This window comes from Nonomuraea sp. MTCD27, assembly GCF_041950495.1.
Classification (GTDB): domain Bacteria; phylum Actinomycetota; class Actinomycetes; order Streptosporangiales; family Streptosporangiaceae; genus Nonomuraea.
Genome location: NZ_JBGNUW010000013.1, coordinates 49,686 through 66,078, shown reverse-complemented (window position 1 = coordinate 66,078; position 16,393 = coordinate 49,686). Strand labels below are relative to the sequence as shown.

The following is a 16,393-nucleotide window of genomic DNA, read 5'->3' as shown; positions in this document are numbered from 1 at the left end:
CCATGCTGCAGCATCTCGCGTTCGCCCTGGCTCACGCGGACTACTACGAGCCACTCGACCTCGTCCCGCCGGGCGTCCCGTACCGGCCCGCCGGGATGCCGGCGACCTGGGAGCGATCGAGCAGGGACGTCTGGACGGAATGGACGCCGCCCGGCGTCGTGCTCCCCGACCAGGGGTGGAAGATCCACGTCTCCAGCGCCATCGAGAACGCGCAGCGGGTGCTGGACATCGTCGCCGCCGCCTGCGTCGCGTTCTCCGTGCCGTTCAAGCATGTGAGCGGAAAGTCGTTCTTCCTCTGGGTCCACAACAAGCACGGGAACCGCGCGCAGAGCGGGAAGTTCTGCGCGGTGTACCCGCCGACCACGGAGGTCGCCCGCGAGCTGCTCATCCGGCTGGAGCAGGATCTCGCCGGCTTCACCGGGCCGTACATCCGCAGCGACCGGCGTTTCGGCTCCTCGTCCTGCGTCTCCTACCGGTACGGCTCCTTCCGCGAACGATCCCGGCTGCAGGCCGACGGCACCCGGCAGCTCACCCTGCTCGACGCCGCCGGCCGGGAGATCCCGGACGAGCGGCGGCCGGAGTTCGTGCTCCCGCCGGGCGTGACCGACCCGTTCGCGGCCCCGCGCCACGAAGAGGACGCCGGCGGACCGGCCGGCTTCGGCGGCTACACCTTCCAGGCGGTCCTCCAGCACAGCAACGCGGGCGGCGCCTACCGTGCCCGCGCGGCGGACGGGCGGCCGGTCTTCGTCAAGGAGGCATGGGCCCACACCGGGTACGACGCGGACGCGCGGGACGCGCAACAGCGGCTGGAACAGGAACACGACACTCTCAGGGCCCTGCACCGCAGGCACCCGGGGATATGCCCGGAGCCGATCGAGCTCTTCGCGCACTGGGAGAACACCTACCTGGTCACCGAGCTGGTTCCGGGCACGACGCTGAACAGGTGGGTCGTCGCGAACTCTCCGGTGATCAAGGTCGGCCGGCCCAGGGCAGCGTTCGACGGCTACTACCGGAAGTGCCTGGCCATCCTCGGCCAGGTCGAGCAGACCATCGCCACGCTGCACGAGCTCGGGTACGTCTTCGTCGACCTCAACCCGAGGAACATCCTCGTCGACGACGAGCAGAGGGTCAGGCTGGTGGATTTCGAGGCCGCCCGCCCGATCGTCGACCAGGCCGTCACGCCGCTGGGGGCACCGGGCTATCTCCCGCGCGAGGCGTACGAGGGCGAGCGGCCCACCGGCACGGCCTCGCGCTCCCTCGACGCGTACGCCCTGTCGGCCGTGGCGCAGATGCTGCTGTTCCCGCTGCACCAAGTGGTCACCCGCGCGCCAGAGGTCCTCGACCACATGCGCCACGACCTCGCGGCGCTCGCGCCGGTGCCGGACCGGCTCTGGGCCGAGGTGACGCGCGTCCACCGGCGCCCCGCCCGGCCGGGGCTGCCCGCGCCGGAGGAGGTGGAACGCGAGCCGCTGGAATCGCTGCGCTGGCTGCGCGACCGGACGGCCGACGCGATCGGGGCGATGGCGCAGCCGGGCAATCCGCGCTGGGTCTACCCGACGACACCGGCCGGGTTCTCCTCCAACACCCGGTGCGTGGCGCACGGGACAGCGGGCGTGCTGCACGCCCTGCACGTCGCAGGGCGCGGGGTCGACCCGGAGGTCGTCGTGCGGCTGCGGGACGAGTCGCTGGCGCAGCGCCACGCCACCCCGCCGGGCCTGCTGTACGGCAACGCCGGCATCGCCTGGGTGCTGGCCGAGCTGGGCGAGCTGGACGCCGCCGGGGAGCTGCTCGCGGCCGCCGACGGGCATCCGCTGAGCCGCACCTGCGCGACCTTCGGCGGCGGCGCGGCCGGCCTCGCCATGACACACCTGTCCCTCTACGGCCACACCGGCGACGACCGTCGGCTCGCCCGGGCCGGGGAAATCCTCAGCGCGATCCCCGACGGCGAGGCGCTGACCGGGCAGCTCGCCGCCGGCGACGCCTCCGGCCTGGTCGGCGGCCGCCCCGGCATCGCGCTCGCCCTCTACTACCTGGCCCGCCTGACCGGCGACCGCGAGCCGCTGCGGCGCGGCCTCGGGCTGCTCCGCGACGAGCTGCGCCACCAGCTCCCGGTGGAGACGGGGGCACTGGGGTTCCGGGTGTCCGCCGCCGACTCGCGCAACATGCCCTACCTCTTCGCCGGAAGCGCGGGCTACGCGTCCGTCCTGTCCCGATACCTGACCGTCGTCGAGGACGCCGAGCTCGCCGGCGTGCTCGCTCGCTGCCTGCGTTACTGCACGGTCCGGTTCACCGTCGGCGTGGGCCTGTTCCAGGGCCTGGCCGGGCTGACGCTCGCTCTCTCGCAGTCGGCGGATCTCCGCGGCGACGCCGGCCTGCGTGGCGAGGCGATCAGGTCCGGTGCCGCGCTGTTCAAGTACGCGATCCCCGGCGACGACGGCGTCCGCTTCGTCGGTGACAGATTCCTGCAACTGAGCGCCGATCTGTGGAGCGGCTCAGCCGGCGTGCTGCTGGCGGTGCACCACCTCCTGGCCGGCACTCCGGACCCGCTGTTCACGCTCGACGATCGGTGCTGATCGGTGCTGATCGGCATGGAGGGCCACTGCGACGACTCCTTCCCGCGAGTTGGGCCCTCCTGAGCGCTCGTCACACTCTGTGCCTATACGGTGCCGGAATGGAGTCGTTCACCCCGACGCTCGACTGGGGCTCCGAGGGCTGGACATCGCTGGTGTGGATCGCCGAAGCGTGGGCGATCGCCGCGGTGTGCACCTTGGTGGTCCTCGTGCTGATCGGCCTCTCCACGACGTGGGGCCGGCAATTCTGGCGTATCACCGGCGCGTACTTCACCGGCCCGGAGAGCCTCAAGGTCTGGCTCTGGCTCGGCGCCCTGCTGTTGTCGGTGGTCACCGGCGTCCGCCTGGACGTGCTGTTCAGTTACCAGGGCAACGACATGCTGTCCAGCCTCCAGGTCGCGGTCCAGGGCATCGCCGTCAACAACGCCGCGGTGAAGGGCTCCGGCGAACGCGGCTTCTGGATGTCCCTGTGGGTCTTCTGCGTCCTGGCGGCGATCCACATCGCCCGGCTGCTGCTGGACCTGTTCCTGTTCCAGCGGTTCGTGCTGGCCTGGCGCCGCTGGCTCACCGACCGGCTGACCGGGGACTGGCTCGACGGCAGGGCCTACTACCGGTCGCGATTCATCGACGACACCATCGACAACCCGGACCAGCGTATCCAGTCCGACATCGACGTGGTCACCGCCGGATTCGGACCCCTGCCGAACCTTCCGAGCAACGGGGGGACGTCCAACACGCTGCTGTTCGGCGCGATCTCCGCGGTCACCTCGATCGTGTCGTTCACGGCGATCCTGTGGAGTCTCTCGGGCACGCTCTCCATCTCCGGGGTCGAGATCCCCAGGGCGATGTTCTGGATCGGGCTGGTCTACGTCCTCATCGCCTCCGTCATCGCCTTCTGGATCGGCAGGCCGATCATCTGGCTGGCCTTCCGGAACGAGAAGTTCAACGCGGCGTTCCGTTACGCCCTGGTACGCCTGCGCGACGCGTCGGAGGCGGTCGCGTTCTACCGCGGCGAGGTCGCGGAGCGCACAGGCCTGCGGCGCCTGTTCGCCCCCGTCGTCAGCAACTACAGGCACTATCTGAACAGGACGATCGGCTTCAACGCCTGGAACTACGCGATCAGCCAGAGCATCGTGCCCCTGCCCTACCTCCTGCAGGCGCCGCGGCTGTTCACCGGCGAGATCCGCCTCGGCGACCTGACGCAGTCGGCCTCGGCGTTCAACCAGATCCAGAACGGCCTGTCGTTCTTCCGCAACGCCTACGACGCCTTCGCCGGCTACCGGGCGGCGATCATCCGGCTGCACGGGCTGGTCGTCGCCAACGAGGAGGCCAGGGCGCTGCCGGAGGTGACGACGCTGCCCTGCGCCGACAGTACGGTTCAGCTCGAGGCCGTCGAGGTCCGCACCCCCGATGGCCGGCAGCTGATCAGGCCGCTCGACATGCGGCTCGACGTGGGGGACACGCTGGTCGTGACCGGGCCGTCCGGCAGCGGCAAGACCACGCTGTTGCGCAGCCTCGCCGAGTTGTGGCCGTTCACCACGGGCACGCTGACCCGGCCGTGCGGACCCAACGAGACGATGTTCCTGTCGCAGCTGCCCTACGTACCGCTGGGCGACCTGCGCGCTGTCGTCACCTATCCCGGCAAAGAAGGCGACATCGATGACGAGACCCTGCGCCGCACGCTGCGGAAGGTGGCGCTGTCGCACCTCGTGGACCGGCTCGACGAGGTGCAGGACTGGGCCAAGGTGCTCTCCCCGGGCGAGCAGCAGCGGATCGCGTTCGCCCGGATTCTGCTGACGAGGCCGAAGGCGCTCTTCCTCGACGAGTCGACCTCGGCACTGGACGAGAACCTGGAGTTCGTCCTCTATCAACTGGTGCGGTCAGAGCTGCCCGACACCATCGTCGTCAGCGTCAGCCACCGCTCGACGGTCGAGCAGCACCACACCCACGAGCTCAAGCTGCTCGGCGAGGGCGCATGGCGCTTCAGCCCGCTGGGAGGCGACGAAACGGAACCCGCTCCGGCGTGACGGGGACGGAGCCGTACGCGCCCATGGAGGACGTGGTGCTCCTCGCGGAAAGGCGATCATCATGTGCCCGCCAGGCGCTCGAACCGGGGGATGCGGGCCAGGTCGCAGGCCACCGTGACGCGCGCGGGCCCTTCGACGACGGTGCCGCCGTCGCCGCGCCAGCGCCCCGCCGGGACGGCGACGCTCCGTTCCGTGGCGCCTTTCGCCGTCACGGGCGCCACGATGAGGTCCGGGCCGAGGAAGAACTGGTCGGTGACCTCGTCCAGCCCGCTCGCGTGGTAGGCCATCGGGCGCACGACCGGCTCACCGGTGGTGGCGGCGTCGTCCACCAGGTCGAGGATGAGGGGCAGCAGCGAGGCTCGGACGGCCAACGCCTCGTTCACGGCGGCGAGATGGACGTCGTCCAGGACGCGGAAGGGCAGGACCGAGAACTGCATCATCGGGCTGAGCGCGGCGATCTGGGCATACCTGACGAAGAACTCCTGGTCGGTCGCGCCCTGTTCGGTCATCGCCTCGATCTCGCCCCCGCCGATCATGTCGGGACAGACGAAGGGGTGGCCGATCAGGCCCTGGGCCAGCATCTCGGGGACGAGTGACCCGATCCCGGCAGGCCCCCACAGCGGCGGCTTGTCCTGGAGCCGCTGGCCCAGGGGCCGGCCGCCCATCCGCCAGCAGGCGCGGAACTCGTTGAACGGATACCGCAGCCCCACCCGCGCCCACGCCTCGCACAGGTCGACCGGCTCGGCCCGCCCGGCGGTGCGGTCGTCCGCCCGGTAGTCACGGACGTCACCGGCGTCGAACTTGAAGCCGTCGATGCCCGTCTCCTCCCTGAGGGTGTCGAGCTGGTCCGTCATCCACTTGACGGCGGCGGGTGCGGTGAGGTCCAGCAGGGCGCTGAGCCCGTTCCACCACCGCCGGATCGCGGTGTCCCCGGCGCGGTCGCGGATGAGCAGGCCCCGCCCTTCGAGCTCGCGGAACGCGGCGGAGTCGGGGCTGACGAACGGGACGACCCACAACATGACCGAGCAGCCCCACTCGTGCAGCTGCCGGATCATGGCCGCGGGGTCGGGGAAGCGGGAGCGGTCGAACCGCCAGGTGCCGTAGTCGTACGCCCACAGGTCATCGATGAACACGACGCCCGGCGGCATTCCCGCGTCCAGGAGGTCGCGGACGAAGCGCAGGACCGCCTCCTGCGTGGGCGTGTAGGGGTGCTCGATCCAGGTGTTGTACTGCGGGCCCGAGAACAGCTCACGGGCCGGCGTGCGCCCGGACGGGGGGAAGAACCGGCGCGAGGCCGACAGGAACGCCTCCCGCAGCGAGCCGCCCGCACGGCTGACGGAGATGTCCCGTCCCGACAGCCGCAGCAGGCCGTCCTCGAACGCGAACGCGAAGGGCCGCTCCGACCAGATCACTCGCCCGCGGTTCGACAGCAGCACCGGGCTGCTCTGGTTGGACGGCGCGGCGTCGCCGGACCCGTGCCCTACCGGCGAGCCGAGGTCGCGGGCGAACGGCCGTACGCCGAACGGCATCGCCAGGCCGTCCTCCGCGGCGCCTCCCCACCAGCGCTCGTCCGCCTCCAGAGCCAGCTCCAGCGCATCCCCTGCCTGCTCCAGGAGCGGGTCCGGCGGCAGGGCGGGCAGAGCGTGGGAAATCATCATCGTGCCTCTTCAGCGGGGTGGATCGACGAGACGCCACTCGCGATACGTATCGATCAGTCGGTACCGAAGCTAGAGGACTCCGCGGGCGAATGGCAAACAGGCGACCTGGCGGCGTCACCGGGCGGGCGGCGGACGCGACCGCCGTCACGAGGGGGTCGACTACTGTATGGGGTCATGGCACGAGGAGCGGGCAGCGGTCGGACGGCCCCCACCAGCCGGGATGTGGCCGCGCTCGCGGGGGTCGCGCAGAGCACGGTCTCCGCGGTGATGAGCGGCAACCGCGCCGTCTCCGCCGAGACGCGCCGGCGCGTGGAAGAGGCCATGCGCGCGCTGCGCTACCAGCCCAACGCCGGCGCCCGGACGCTGCGCACGGCGAAGACGAACGTGATCGCGCTGATCGTGTACCTGGGACCGCAGATCGACGCGTCGGAGACGGTGCCGTACATCGACACGATCATCGAGGAGGCGCGCCGGGTCGACTACGACGTCGTGCTGAGCACCGTGCGCGAAGGGCCGGCGGGCCTCACCCGCCTGGCCGCCCGCTCGATCTGCGACGCCTTCATCCTCATGGACATCCAGACGTACGACGATCGGATCCCGGCGGCGGCCGAGCTGGGGCTGCCCGTCGTCCTCGTCGGCCGCCCGACGGACCCGCGGGGTCTCGACGTGGTCGACTTCGACACCCGGCGCTCCGCCGAGCTGCTCGTGGACGAGCTCGCCGCCACCGGGCACCGGCACGTCGCGGTCCTGGGCGAGCCCTCGGAGGATCCCGAGCCCTACCGGTTCGTGCAGGACTTCTACGCCGGGGCGCGCGAGCGCGCGGCCGGCCACGGCATCGGGCTGAGCGTCGTCCCGCGCCGGTCCAACACCTGGGACGGAGTCGTCGCCTGCGCGGATCGGCTGCTCGCCCGCCGCGACGACCGGCTGGGCCTGATCGGGCGTACGCCGCGGGTCACCGAATGGCTGGCCCGGCTGCTGTGGGAGCGGGATCTCGTACCAGGGCGGGACGTGTCGCTCGTGGGCGTCTGCACCGACGACACCGCGCTGTCGTATGCCCGGCCGATCACGAATGTCTCACCTCGGCCCCGCGCGGTGTCGAGATTGGCGATGCGCCTGCTCCTCGAACGCCTCCAGGGCGCTGACGGGCCACCTCGCCTGGAGCTCGTCGAGCCCGAGGACCTGGTGCGGCGCGCCACGACGACCCTGTTCACGGACGTGCCATAGCCCCGACACACGATCGATACGTATCGCATTGATCGTGTCCTCGGACGAGTGGAGCGACAAACGCGGCGAACGCCTCGGCTGTGCCGGCACGGATGGCAGAAAATTTCCGGCATGTCCGTACACGTGAAGAATATTTGAGCAGAAGGCGCAAAAGTCTGGACCAACGACTCCCCGGCGGCGACGATTCGATCATCGATCGAAGACCGCGGATATGCCCGGGTGCCCGAAGTCCAGGGCGTGATCCCGGCTCAGAACGGCCGAGTGGCGGATCGTGTACCGGACGTCGATCGCGTCACGGTGGCAGGGAAGGGCTGGTCGCACCGTCGAGATCGTCTCCTCACCCAGCGAGACCCCCCGGGTTTTCGCGCCTCCGTTGGCACGCTGAGCACCGCACGGCTCGCTCAGCCAGCCGCCCCGTAAGCCCCTGGAGAAGCTTAATGGATCTGCCGGATGAGTTAGACCTGCCCGAATCCCGATGGAACGGCCTTCGAGAAACGCCCCAGGAGCCGGATCGCCCGGACACGTCGTGGAATCGTTTCGCGAAGGAAGAGGCAAAGCCCGAATCGCGCTGGCCACGCAGGCTGGCGCCTGTTCTCTCGATCGTCCTGATGGTGGAGATGGCGTACGCCGTGCCCGCCTACGCGGCCCCGCGCTCGGCGCCGGCCGTGCAGAAGGAGGCGCCGGTGGCGGGCACGAGGGTGCCCGTCAAGCCGCCGCTGGAGGATCCGGCCGGCAAACAGGCGTGGAAGGCGCCACCGGGCGTCACCTGGCCCAAGGCGCAGAAGGCGGAGCTGGGCGGCGCCGCCGCCAGGACCCTGGCGGCCGGCTTCCCGGTGCGGCTGGCGCCGGGGACGGCCAAGGCGGCCCAGGCGGCGGCCCCGATCGGTGTCGAGCTGCTCGACACCGACCTGCTCGGCCTGGCGATGCGGGTCACGCCGGGGCAGGGGGTGGCGGCGGCGGCCGCGGCCAAGCCGGTCAGAACCCGCGTGGAGGTGGACTACTCCGGCTTCCGGTACGCCTACGGCGGTGACTACGGCTCCCGGCTGCGCATGGTGAAGCTGGAGGAGTGCGCGCTCACCGGCGCGGCCGGCTGCGCTCAGCCGCAGCCGGTGAAGAGCGACAACGACGTCACGAGTGGCACGGTGAGCGCCGAGGTCGAGACCGGCGGCCTGTACGCGCTGACCGCGGCGGCGTCCGGCCCGTCGGGCGACCATGCCGCCACCTCGCTGGCGGCCTCGTCCGACTGGAGTGTGGGCACTCAGTCGGGCGACTTCACCTGGGGCTACGAGATGCGCACGCCTCCGGCGCTGGGCGGTGAGGAGCCGGGCGTGTCGCTGGGCTACTCCTCCCAGAGCGTGGACGGCCGCACCGCCTCCACCAACAACCAGGCGTCCTGGGCGGGGGAGGGCTTCGAGCTCAACCCGGGCGGCTACATCGAGCGCCGCTACAAGTCCTGCATGATCGACGGCAAGAAGACCGGCGACCTGTGCTGGGACCAGGACAACGCCACCATGTCCCTGGGCGACTCCTCGGTGGAGCTGGTCAAGGACGCCACCACCAAGCAGTGGCGGCCCAAGCGGGACGACGGCACCAGGATCGAGGCGCTGACCGGCGCCACGAACGGGGACAACAACGGCGAGTACTGGCGGGTCACCACGCCGGACGGCACCCAGTACACCTTCGGCCTGAACCGGCTGCCCGGCTGGGTCACCGGCAAGGCGGAGACCAAGTCGGTGCAGACGGTGCCGGTGTTCGGCAACAACAGCGGCGAACCCTGCTACAACAGCACCCCGGCCAACGCCTGGTGCCAGCAGGGCTACCGGTGGAACCTCGACTACGAGGTGGACACGCACGGCAACGCCACCACCTACTGGTACGAGCGCGAGACGAACTACTACGGCCGCAACATGAAGCCGGAGCTGGGCACCCAGTACGTGCGCGGCGCATACCTGACCCGGATCGACTACGGCTACCTGAAGAGCGAGCTGTTCACCAAGGCGCCGGCCGCTCGCGTGGTGTTCGAGGTGGCCGAGCGCTGCCTGCCCAGCGGCACCATCACCTGCGCCGCCGACCAGCTGAAGAAGGAGACCGCCGGCCACTGGCCGGACGTGCCCTTCGACCAGATCTGCGCCGCGGGGGTGACGTGCACCGACCGCCTGGCGCCGACGTTCTTCACCCGCAAGCGCCTGGCCAAGGTCACCACCCAGATCAGCAACGGCGCCGGCGCGTACAAGCCGGTGGACTCGTGGGCGCTGGCGCACCAGTTCCCCGCCTCGGGTGACGGCATGAGCCCGGCGCTGTGGCTGGCCTCGGTCCAGCAGACCGGTCACGTGGGCGGCACGATCACGCTGCCCCCGGTGAAGTTCACCGGCGTGCAGCTGCCCAACCGGGTGGACGCCCTTGAAGGGCGCGCCCCGCTGGTCAAGTGGCGCGTCCAGGCGATCAACAACGAGTCCGGCGGCGAGCTGCGGATCAACTACTCGGCGGCCGACTGCAAGCCGGGCGACGTCCCCACGGCGGACAAGAACACCAGGCGCTGCTTCCCGCAGCGCTGGGCCCCGCCGAACGAGGCCGAGGTCACCGACTGGTTCCACAAGTACCTGGTCACCCAGACCATCGAGGTCGACCGGGTCGCCGGCTCGCCGAACGTGGTCACCGACTACGAGTACCTCGACGGCGCCGCCTGGCACTACGCCGACAACATCCTGGTCAAGCCCGAGCACCGCACCTGGGCCGACTACCGCGGCTTCGGCCGGGTCCGCGTCCGCCAGGGCGACGGGCAGGACGGCAAGCGCACGCTGACGGAGTTCCGGTTCTTCCGCGGCATGCACGGCGACAAGCTGGCCGACGGCACCAGGCGGGTGGCCCAGGTCGAGGACACGGAAGGCGTCAAGCTGGACGACCTCGACCAGCTCGCCGGGTTCGAGCGGGAGGAGATCCTCTTCGACGGCGACGGCGGGACGCTCCTGACCGCGACCGCGCAGGAGCCGTGGTCGGTCAAGACGGCCGAGTCCACGCAGGGCGGCGTCACCAAGGCCGCGCACGTGGTCCAGCCCAAGTCCATGGTCACCCGCACCGCGCTGCCCGGGGCCAGGTGGCGGCGTACCGGCGAGGACCGCTCGTACGACGCCAAGGGCCTGCTGCTCCAGGTGGACGAGAAGGGCGACCTGGCCAGCACCGAAGACGACGAGTGCACCCGCTACAGCTACGCCCGCAATGACACCTCCTGGATGCTCGACTACCCCAGCAGGGTCCAGACGGTCGCCGCCGGCTGCGGCACCGCGGTCTCCACGCTGGCCGCCGGTGAGGTGATCTCCGACGAGAAGATCCAGTACGACGGCCAGGCGAACGGCCAGCCGCCGACCAAGGGCGACGTGACCACGGTCCAGGAGCTCGTCTCGGCCGACGGCCAGACGATCACCGGCACCACCCGCACCTACGACGCCTACGGCCGCGAGACCAGCGAGACGGACCCGGTCGGCACCAAGTCCGTCACCACCTACAGCCCGGCCGCCGGGGCCCCGGCGACGGAGACCACGGAGACGAACCAGCTCGGCCACGTCGAGCGCACCCAGCTCGAACCGGCCTGGGGCGAGCCCATCGCCGAGATCGACGCCAACAACCGCCGCGTCGACATGGAGTACGACGCGCTCGGCCGCCTGATCAAGGTCTGGCAGGCCGACCGCAGCAAGGCGGCCGGGCAGTCGCCCAGCACCGAGTTCTCCTACACGGTGCGTACCGACGGGCCCAGTGTCGTCACCACCAGGACGTTGCGCGCGGACGGCGGCTACACCACCAGCCACGAGCTGTACGACGGCCTGATGCGCGAGCGCCAGACCCAGGAACCCGCGCCCACGGACGACCAGACGCAGGACCCGGCGCTACGCGACGGGCGCACGATCACCGACACCTTCCACAACTCCCAGGGCGAGGAGTACAAGGCCAACACCGGCTACTTCGCCACGGGCACGCCGTCCACCGACCTGCTGGCGGTGGCCGACTCCGCCGTCCCCAACCAGGTCGTGTCGTTGTTCGACGGCGCGGGGGAGGTCAACGCCGAGATCCTCAAGGTGAAGGGCGTGGAGAAGTACCGGGTGACGGCCAAGGAGGAGGGCGACCGGCTCCACGTCACCCCGCCGCCGGGCGGCACGGCGACGACCCGGATCGGTGACGCGCAGGACCGGCTGATCGAGCTGCGCCAGTACAAGGGCGCCACCCCGACCGGCGAGTACGACTCCACCAAGTACACCTACGACCACGCCGGCCGGCTGTCCACGGTGACCGACCCGGCGGGCAACGTCTGGCGCCACCACTACGACCTGCGCGGCCGGGAGATCAGGACGGAGGACCCGGACAAGGGCGTCACGACCACCACGTACAACGACGCCGACGAGATCGTCACCACCACCGACTCGCGCGGCAAGACCCTGTGGTACGGCTACGACGCCCTGGGCCGCAAGACGCAGATGCGCGAAGGCTCGGCGAGCGGCCCGCTGCTGGCCGAGTGGAAGTACGACGCGCTGGCCAAGGGAGAGCTCAACGCCAGCATCCGGTACGTGGACGGCCAGGCGTACACGGCCGAGATCAACGCCATCGACGCCGAGTACCGCACCCTGCGCCAGACCGTGACCATCCCGGCACGGGAGGGCAAGCTGGCCGGCTCCTACCAGCTCAACACCCGCTACACGCTCGACGACCAGGTCCAGTCGATCAGCTTCCCGGCCGCCGGCGGGCTGGCGGAGGAGCAGGTCGTCTACAGCTACGACGGGCTCAGCCAGCCGACCAAGGTCACCGGCCTGTCGGCGTACGTGAGCGCGGCCCGCTACTCCAAGCTGGGCGAGACCCTCCAGTACGAGCTGGGCGAGGGCACCAGGAAGACCTGGCTCACCTACACCCACGACGAGGGCACCCGCAGGCTGAGCAGCATGCGCCTGGACCGGGCCGGTGCCGCCGCCAGCGATCTGGACCTTAACTACACCTACGACGCGGCCGGCAACGTCACCAAGATCGCCGACAGGGCCGGCCAGGACACGCAGTGCTTCCAGCACGACCATCTGCGCCGGCTGACCTCGGCGTGGACGGCCACCGACGACTGCGCCAGTGGCAGCCCGCAGTCCGGCACGATCGGCGGCGTGGCCCCGTACGCGGTCAGCTACGCCTATGACGTCACCGGCAACCGTACCCAGGAGACCAAGCACGCCTGGGGCGGCACCGCGGGGAGCGTCCGCACCTTCACCTATCCCGCGGCGGGCGGCAAGCAGCCGCACGCGCTGCAGACCGTCGGGTCGGACCTGTTCGAGTACGACGCCGCGGGCAACACCACCAGGCGCAAGGTCGGCACCTCCGACCAGAGCCTGGTCTGGGACGCCGAGGGCAACCTGGAGTCGGTGACCGAGGCCGGCAAGACGACGTCGTTCCTCTACGACGCCGACGGCGACCGGTTGCTCCGCAAGACCCCCACCGACGCCACCCTCTACATCGACGACATGGAGCTGCGCCTCGACTACGCCAAGGACGCCGTCGAGCAGACCCGCTACTACACCATCGGCGGCGAGGCCATGGCGGTGCGCACGCCGGACAACCAGGTCTTCTTCATGGCCAACGACCACCAGGGCACCGCACAGGCCATGGTGAACGCCGGCACCGGAGACGTGGCCATCCGCCGGCAGACCCCGTTCGGCGAGGACCGCGGGACACCACCGTCCTGGTGGCCGGGACAACGCGGCTTCGTCGGCGGCACCAAGGACGCGACCACCGGGCTCGTCCACCTCGGCGCCCGCGAGTACGACGCCACGAACGGCCGCTTCCTGTCGGTCGACCCGATCATCGACGAGAGCGATCCGCAGCAGCTCAACGCCTACGCCTACGCCAGCAACAGCCCCGTCACCATGAGCGACCCCGATGGTCAGCTGGTCTGGTTCGTCGTCGGCATCGCGGCGCGGCTCGCGGCGCGCGCCATCGCCAGGAAGCTGGCCCAGGCGGCGGCCAGGCGGGCCGCGCAGGCCGCGGCCAGGCGGGCGGCGCTCGCCGCGGCCCGGCGCAGGGCCGCGGAAGCGGCCAGAAGGCGGGCACTGGAGGCGGCCAGGCGCAGGGCCGCCGAAGCGGCCAGGAAGAAGGCGGCTGAGGCGGCGAGGAAGAGAGCCGCGGAAGCCGCCAAGAAGAGGGCGGCGCAGGCGGCCAGGAAGAAGGCCGCGCTGGCCAGGCAGCGGGCGGCCGCCGCGGCGGCCAGGCGGCGGGCCGCGGCGGCAGCGCGCCGGGCGGCGGCGGCCAGGCGACGGGCCGCGGCCGCGCGCAGGGCGGTGACCAGGCGTGCGAGCAGGCCCCGGAGCACGGTCAGGCATCGGCCCGCCGTCCGTCCGACCAGCCGCAGGGCGGTCCAACGGCAGTCCCCGCCCAAGGCACAGCGGAACCCGCCGAACACCGGCCAGAGCCAGTCGCGCGGGCTGACCGACGCGCAGAGACGCTCGGTCGACGAGCAGTTGGGGAGGGTCCATCCCACAGGCTCCCACCAGGGGAGCGCCCGGAAATACACGGAAACGATAGCTGACCAGGGCACCGGGCACGGCCCGGCCTCCAAGCCGTACACGTCGGACACCCCGTCCTCGAAGACGCCGACGATCCTCTGGCGCCTCTGGCAGGTCCTCAGGCCGCTGGAGCCCCCGGGGTAGCCACGCCGGGTGGCCAGGCGTGATGAGGAGCGGAGCTCCCGCCCGGACGGTGTCGACAAGACCACCGTCCGGTGCGGGAGCTCCGTTGCCGTACGGCTCAGTCCACGAGATCCACGGGGGTGCCGTCATCGCGCAGGCCGGCGACGAACTCCGCCGCCCGGGTACTTGGCGCCGTAGTCGTCGCCGGGGAACAGGTAGGGGGCGAAGCCCTTCAGCGGCCGCCCCACCGGCGTGGGGGCGTAGGGGTAGGTGTGGGTGGTCAGCGTCGTGTCGGATATGATTAGGCCTTGACAAAATATCGATAGCTCGCATCATTATTACCGACGACCGGCCCCATGGAACGCCGGCGAGTGGCTGTCGACAGGGAGCGCCCATGCAAGCGGTTGGGACACGACTCGATGCCGGGACCGACCGGCGTCAAGGGTTTCTCGGCCGCCAGAGCCGCCCGCGGCGACGGCGGGACGATCGCCGGGTCGCGTGGTTGTTCCTGCTCCCGGTGATCTTCGGTTTCGCGGTCTTCTACGCCTACCCGACGGTCCGGGGCGTCTGGTACTCGCTCACGGACTACAGCCTGCTGGCCGACCCGAAGTACGTCGGCGCGGACAACTACCGGCAACTGGTCAGCGACGGGCAGTTCTGGAACGCGCTCAAGGTCACGGGCTACTACGTGGTCGTGAACATCGTCTCGCAGACGCTGCTCGCGCTCGGGCTGGCCGCGCTGATGCACCGGCTGACCCGGTCGGTCGTCCTGCGCGCGACGCTGCTGGTGCCCTGGCTGGTGCCGAACGTGACGATCGGCCTGCTGTGGGCCTGGCTGCTGGATCCCGAGCTCGGGTTCGTCAACCACCTCGTCGGCCTGACCGGGCTCGACACGACCCTCTCCTTCAACTCGCCGGACTGGGCGATGCCCCTGGTGGCTCTGGTCAACACCTGGACCTACACGGGCTACACCGCGCTGCTGCTCTACGCGGGGATGCTGCAGATACCGCCACACCTGTACGAGGGCGCGGCGATCGACGGCGCGGGCGAATGGCGCATGTTCCGCTCGATCACGCTGCCGCTCCTGCGGCCGATCCTGGCGCTGGTGCTGGTGGTGTCGCTGATCGGCTCGTTCCAGATCTTCGACACGGTCGCGGTCGTGTACGGCGGCAAACCGCCCATCCCGGAGGCCCGGGTCATCTACTACTACATCTACCAGCGGGCGTTCACCTACTTCGACATGGGATACGCCTCCGCCCTGGCGATGGTCCTCGTGGTCATCCTCGGCGTGCTGACGACCATGCAGTTGCGGATGCTGCGCGCGTCGCGTTCGGACCTGGGTTAAGGAGCCTTCGGATGTTCTCCGGAATGAGAGTCGGCAGGAGGGCCGCCTGGCTCGCCCTCATCGTCGCGGTCGTGCTCACCGTCTTCCCCTTCTACTGGATGGTCCGCACGGCCCTGACCCCGGCGGGCGACCTCTACACCAACTCGACCGCGCTGTGGCCGGACAACCCCACGCTGATCAACTTCGCGCGGGTGCTGGGTCTGGTGGACGCCGAGACGGCCAGGGCCGCGGGCGGGTCGGGCGCGCAGCTGAACTTCCTGCTGTACACGATGAACTCGATCATCTACAGCGGGCTGATCGCCGCCGTGCAGACCTTCTGCTGCGCCATGGCGGGCTACGCCTTCGCCCGGCTGCGCTTCCCGGGCAGGGACCTGGCCTTCGCCGTCATCATCGCCGCGCTGATGGTGCCGCCGATCTTCACGATCCTGCCCAACTTCGTGCTGGTCAAGCAGCTGGACCTGCTGAACACCCTTCCGGGGCTGGTCCTGCCCAGCCTGCTGATGACGCCGTTCGCGGTGTTCTTCCTGCGCCAGTTCTTCCTGTCCATCCCCCGGGACGTGGAGGAGGCCGCGACGCTGGAGGGCATCAGCCGGTGGGGGATGTTCTGGAAGATCGTCCTGCCCATGAGCCGCGGCCCGCTGATCACCATCGGGCTCACCACGATCGTGTGGAGCTGGAAGGACTACCTGTGGCCGCTGCTGGTGGGCAAGGGTGAGGACACCCGGGTGCTCACCGTCGGGCTGGGCGTGTTCCTCCAGCAGTCGCCGAACCGGGGGCCGGACTGGACCGGGCTCATGGCCGGATCGGTGCTGTCCGTCATCCCGGTGCTCATCCTGCTCGTCTTCCTGGGCAAGCGGCTGGTGCAGTCGATGAACTTCTCCGGCATCAAGTGACGAAGCGGGGTGCGGCCGGCGCCGCACCC

Annotated in this window: 7 protein-coding genes; 6 read left to right on the top strand and 1 reads right to left on the bottom strand. The window is 70.5% G+C overall.

Translation table 11 applies throughout. The annotated features are described in order from the left end of the window. The first annotated feature begins 2 nt into the window (after nt 1-2). Nucleotides 3-2,573: a class III lanthionine synthetase LanKC gene (gene lanKC, locus ACBJ59_RS33675; RefSeq protein WP_375114227.1), complete on the top strand. Its 2,571-nt coding sequence runs from the start codon at nt 3-5 to the stop codon at nt 2,571-2,573. A gap of 98 nt (nt 2,574-2,671) precedes the next feature. Beyond that, complete coding sequence (locus ACBJ59_RS33670) at nt 2,672-4,597, top strand: ABC transporter ATP-binding protein/permease (RefSeq protein WP_375114226.1); 1,926 nt, start codon at nt 2,672-2,674, stop codon at nt 4,595-4,597. Nucleotides 4,598-4,656: 59 nt separating this feature from the next. Here ACBJ59_RS33670 and ACBJ59_RS33665 read toward each other — a convergent pair whose 3' ends face one another. Continuing rightward, nucleotides 4,657-6,255 carry a glycoside hydrolase family 31 protein gene (locus ACBJ59_RS33665; RefSeq protein ID WP_375114225.1) on the bottom strand — a complete coding sequence of 533 codons (1,599 nt, stop codon included), beginning with the start codon at nt 6,253-6,255 and terminating at the stop codon, nt 4,657-4,659. A 174-nt stretch (nt 6,256-6,429) separates the two neighbouring features. Here ACBJ59_RS33665 and ACBJ59_RS33660 point away from each other — a divergent pair, with 174 nt between their 5' ends. From ACBJ59_RS33660 to ACBJ59_RS33645, 4 genes are all read left to right on the top strand, one after another. Continuing rightward, nucleotides 6,430-7,479, top strand: a complete 1,050-nt coding sequence (locus ACBJ59_RS33660) for a LacI family DNA-binding transcriptional regulator (protein ID WP_375114224.1) — start codon at nt 6,430-6,432, stop codon at nt 7,477-7,479. Between the two features lie 608 nt (nt 7,480-8,087). Next, on the top strand, nt 8,088-14,147 hold the full coding sequence (locus tag ACBJ59_RS33655; protein WP_375114223.1) for an RHS repeat domain-containing protein: 6,060 nt from the start codon (nt 8,088-8,090) through the stop codon (nt 14,145-14,147). A gap of 496 nt (nt 14,148-14,643) precedes the next feature. Then, entirely contained in the window at nt 14,644-15,471 is an 828-nt protein-coding gene (locus ACBJ59_RS33650) for a carbohydrate ABC transporter permease (protein WP_375114222.1), read from the top strand. An 11-nt stretch (nt 15,472-15,482) separates the two neighbouring features. Beyond that, entirely contained in the window at nt 15,483-16,364 is an 882-nt protein-coding gene (locus tag ACBJ59_RS33645; protein ID WP_375114221.1) for a carbohydrate ABC transporter permease, read from the top strand. Nucleotides 16,365-16,393: the final 29 nt, after the last annotated feature.